3 protein-coding genes are annotated in these 4,279 nt (G+C 51.2%); 2 read left to right on the top strand and 1 reads right to left on the bottom strand.

Annotated elements, in window-relative coordinates; all coding sequences use genetic code 11:
- Positions 1-2,934: DNA translocase FtsK (locus tag Q1M25_RS08495; RefSeq protein ID WP_300483836.1), on the bottom strand; the 2,934-nt coding region annotated here is incomplete at its 3' end.
- Positions 2,935-3,098: 164 nt separating this feature from the next.
- On the opposite strand from Q1M25_RS08495, the gene Q1M25_RS08490 reads away from it, so the two are divergent.
- Entirely contained in the window at positions 3,099-3,776 is a 678-nt protein-coding gene (locus Q1M25_RS08490) for an energy-coupling factor ABC transporter permease (protein WP_300483838.1), read from the top strand.
- A gap of 79 nt (positions 3,777-3,855) precedes the next feature.
- Complete coding sequence (locus Q1M25_RS08485; RefSeq protein ID WP_003679592.1) at positions 3,856-4,215, top strand: CrcB family protein; 360 nt, start codon at positions 3,856-3,858, stop codon at positions 4,213-4,215.
- The last annotated feature ends 64 nt before the right edge of the window (positions 4,216-4,279 follow it).

Here is a 4,279-nt window from a genome sequence, read left to right as displayed (position 1 = left end):
GTCGGCTTCCATTTGGTCAAACAGGCGGGCTGCGCGGTTGTAGCCGATGCGCAGTTGGCGTTGGATATTGGAAATGCTGGCTTTACGCGATTTTAAGACAACGGAAACGGCTTCGTCATACATGGGATCGAGGTCGCTGTCGTTGCTGCGGCTGGTAGCGGTAAAGTCCTCGGTCGAACCGCTGCTTAAAATATCGTCGATATAGTCAGGTGCGCCGAATTGTTTCAGGTATTCCACTACGCGGTGTACTTCATTATCGGATGCGAACGCGCCGTGTACGCGTTGCGGATAGCCGGTACCGGGCGGCAGGAACAGCATATCGCCTTGACCGAGCAAGTTTTCCGCACCCATTTGGTCAAGAATCGTGCGGCTGTCGATTTTGCTGGATACTTGGAAGGCAATGCGTGTCGGAATATTGGCTTTAATCAGGCCGGTAATGACATCCACGCTTGGGCGTTGGGTAGCAAGAATCAAATGGATGCCAGCTGCGCGTGCTTTTTGGGCGAGGCGGGCAATCAGTTCTTCAATTTTTTTGCCTGCAGTCATCATTAGGTCGGCAAACTCATCTACCACGACCACGATAAACGGCAGTTTCTCCAATGGCTCAGGGTTTTCAGGCGTGAGGCTGAACGGGCTGCCGATTTTTTCGCCACGCGCTGCGGCTTCGGCAATTTTTTGGTTGAAACCGGCAAGGTTGCGCACGCCCATAAAGCTCATCAGGCGGTAGCGTTTTTCCATTTCGTTGACGCACCAGTTCAGGGCGTTTGCGGCCAGTTTCATATCGGTCACGACAGGGGCGAGTAGGTGCGGAATGCCTTCGTAAATGCTCAGCTCCAGCATTTTCGGGTCAATCATAAGCATGCGTACGTCTTCAGGCGTTGCTTTGAAGAGCATGGACAGAATCATGGCGTTCACGCCTACGGATTTACCCGAACCGGTCGTACCGGCAACCAGCAGATGCGGCGCTTTGGCCAAGTCTGTCACAACAGGCTGGCCGGTAATGTCTTGGCCGAGTGCAAGTGTCAGTTTGGATTTGGATTCGGTAAACGCAGGCGAATTGAAGATTTCGCTCAGGCGGATCATTTGGCGTTTCGGATTAGGCAATTCCAAGCCCATGCAGGTTTTGCCGGGGATGGTTTCCACCACGCGGATGGAAGCCACGCCAAGCGAGCGCGCCAAGTCTTTTTCAAGGTTCAAAACGGCACTGCCGCGTACGCCGACATCAGGCTCAATCTCATAACGCGTAATGACCGGGCCGGAATAGGAGTCCATCACTTTGACTTTAACTTTGAACTCGGCCAGTTTTTCTTCGATGGTAATGCTGTTTTCCAGCAGCTGTTCTTCAGTTTGCGAGGCGCTTGGGTCAAACTGCGGCGGCAGAAGCAGGGCGGTAGTCGGCAGGTGTGCCTCGGTCAGTGTTGCCGAAGTTGGAATCGCTATGCCTGGCATACTCTCTTGAATGCTTGGTTCTACGGTTTGAACAGGCGTTTCAACGACTGTCTGTGTATATTCAGACGGCCTTGCGATTGTTTCAACAGATTCAACGGGTTCAATGGTTTCAACCGCTTGAATAGCTTCTGCTTCCGCTTGTACAGGAGCTTCCGGCTCACCATCGAATTCTGTTTCTTCGACGGCAGATTCGCTGATTAAATAATCGCGGATACTGCGTTCAGGTTGGTTGCTGACATGCGCATTGACTTGTGCATCAAAAATCGGCACTTGGATTTTATGTTCAAAAGTAGGCGGCTCGGGGATATCGGTTTTAGCCATAGGGACAACCGGTACGGCAGGCGGCTCGACTACGGTTGCGTTTGGTGCGGCAGGTCGGGATATATAAGGGGATTTTTTAACAGGCGCAGCCGGTTTCGGACGGGACGGCGTTGCCGGTGCGGCAGGTTGTGGTGCAACAGCTTCCGTGGCAGCTTGTTTACGCGCCCATCTTTCGGCGGCCGCTTCGGTATGGCGAACTTGACGGCGTAGGCTGGCAGGACGGCTGATTTGTCCCAAGTTAGCCAGAATTTCGTCATTTTCGATGGTGCGCGGAGAGTAGTCGCGCAATGGGGCAACGGCTGCGGCCAGTTTGTGGCGGGCGGCGGTACGGCGGGCAAGGTTGTCGTGAATATCTTCCGCTTGGATTTCAGAAGGGAATGCCTGCATGGAAGTATAGGGGAGGATGGCTTCTTTTTCGGCAGTTCTTAAGGCCGTCTGAACGGTTTCGATATGCGGCGCATTGGCTTCTGCTACGCGGACATTATTGGCGCGCGCCAAGGCACGCTCACGTGTGCGGCGCAAGATAGGGTCGTTGTAGTCGATGATTTCCATGCCTGTCATCGGCAGGGATGAAGCACGCAACAATGGGGTTTCGACTTCGTCTTTGTAAATCGGCGCATTTTTTTCGGCCAAATGCTCGTTCCATTCTTCAACCGCAGCTTCGTGCAGGGAACGGGTGGCTTCTTCTAATGTAATTTCTTCCAAATTGCTGTTTTGCACCAAAGACGGGCTGTATTCGGGCGTTTCCATCTGTGCAAACGGCGTGATTTTAGGAATACGTTCCGGTTTGGCAGGTTTGCGGGTTTTAGGCGCAATTTTGATTTCTTCTTCGGTCGTTGCGATGTGTTCCGGCTCTTCGGCAACTGGATCTGCTGCGTGTTCTTCTGTTTCGGTGCGTTGCATTTTATTGTGTTCGAGCGCGGAAAGCAGGCGGATACGGGCAATTTTATGGTTGTCGGCGGTGCGCTTGTTCATGCTGAACAAACGTTTCAGGCTGTCCAGTTGGCTGGCAAAACCGACCAGGCTGTCTTCTTCGTTTATTTCTTGTTCATCGCCACTGAGTCGTGCCAATTCTTGGCGCCACTTTTGCTCTTGTTTCTGGCGCCACCAGAACAAGCCGGCTATGACAGTCAGCAGAATTAAAGCCAATATTGTCCAAAGCATGCGTCCATCCCCTTAATTAAACGGCAAAGTCCGTTATTCTAACGCTTTTTTCGGGTAAACAAAACCAGCCGAAACAAGCTTTAACGGCAAAGGCAGACAGGATTGTCAAAGCTATGGCTTGAGACGCGTATAATAGGCCGTCTGAACATTTTGCGGATGAGATGATGATTTTTCAAAACGGATGGTTTCCCGTTGGTATCGTGATGGCGGCATGGCCTGTGTTGCTGGTGATTTTTGCTTTGTGCGCAAAGCAGGCATGGGTGTCGGTATCGCAGCATCGTTCCGCATTTTTGTTGGCTGCCGTGATGTTGCCGCTGGCTTGGAGTTTGAATGCTTCCCCGGAAAGCGGACAACTGGCCGGCATGAGCTATCATTTGCTTGCTTTAAACCTGACGGCTTTAATGCTGGGCACCTCTGCCGCATTCTGCATCAGCGTTTTGCTGTTTTTTCCATATTTGTGGCTTTGGGGCGATTGGCATATGTTCCCCATCAACGCCTTGTCCGTATTGCTTCCGCCTTTGTTGGTGAACTTAGGTTTCCGCCATTGGGTGTCGCGTTTGCCTGCCAATATCTTTATCTTTATTTTTCTGAATGGTTTCTGGGCCGCGGCGGTCGGCATGGTGTTTACCGGCGTGGTTTTGGTCGGTTTGTTGGACTGGGCAGATGTGTTTGATACGACGGTATTGTGGAAAACCGCTTTTCCTGTTTTCTTCTTAATCGCTTGGGCAGAGGCATTTTTGAGCGGTATTTCAACAGCCATTTTTATCGCGCTTAAGCCGCAATGGATTTGTACTTTTGATGACGGCAGATATTTGAAATCTGCGCCTAAGATTTGGCAATAAGATATGAAGGCATCTTTGTGTGGTTTTCAGACGGCCTCATGACCGGATGGCCTGTTTTCAATTAAATTTTTAACGTGTTATGTTTGCTTATATTTTTCCCATTGTTTGCGGTGCCGCTGTCGGGGCTGTATTGCGTTGGCTGTTTGGCTTGGTGCTGGTGTCTTCTGCGCCTTTTTCTATCGGTACATTGGCGGCAAACTGGCTGGGCGCGCTGCTGATCGGCGTATTGGCAGAACTCTTAACCGATCCGCAATGGCGTTTGCTTTGGATTACCGGATTTCTCGGCAGCTTGACCACATTTTCAGGTTTTTCAGTGGAGATGGTGGGTTTGATGCAGGCGCAACGTTGGGGCATGGCTTTGATGGCAACCTGTCTGCATGTTTTCGGTTCGTTTGGTTTGACGGCGCTGGGGATTAAATTGGCGCAGATTTGGAAGTAAGTTGCTTGAAATATAAACTAAAGGCCGTCTGAAAATCTGTTTTCAGACGGCCTTAGGTTTAATC

Origin of the sequence: uncultured Neisseria sp. (assembly GCF_951230505.1) — a bacterium.
Taxonomy (GTDB): Bacteria; Pseudomonadota; Gammaproteobacteria; order Burkholderiales; family Neisseriaceae; genus Neisseria.
Note: the sequence above shows the minus strand (reverse complement) of the source record. Positions and strands in the feature narration are given on the sequence as shown.

Coding starts and splice junctions, on each gene's coding strand:
- Q1M25_RS08490 (WP_300483838.1), top strand. CDS start 3,099: ATGATTTTTCAAAACGGATGGTTTCCCGTTGGTATCGTGATGGCGGCA.
- Q1M25_RS08485 (WP_003679592.1), top strand. CDS start 3,856: ATGTTTGCTTATATTTTTCCCATTGTTTGCGGTGCCGCTGTCGGGGCT.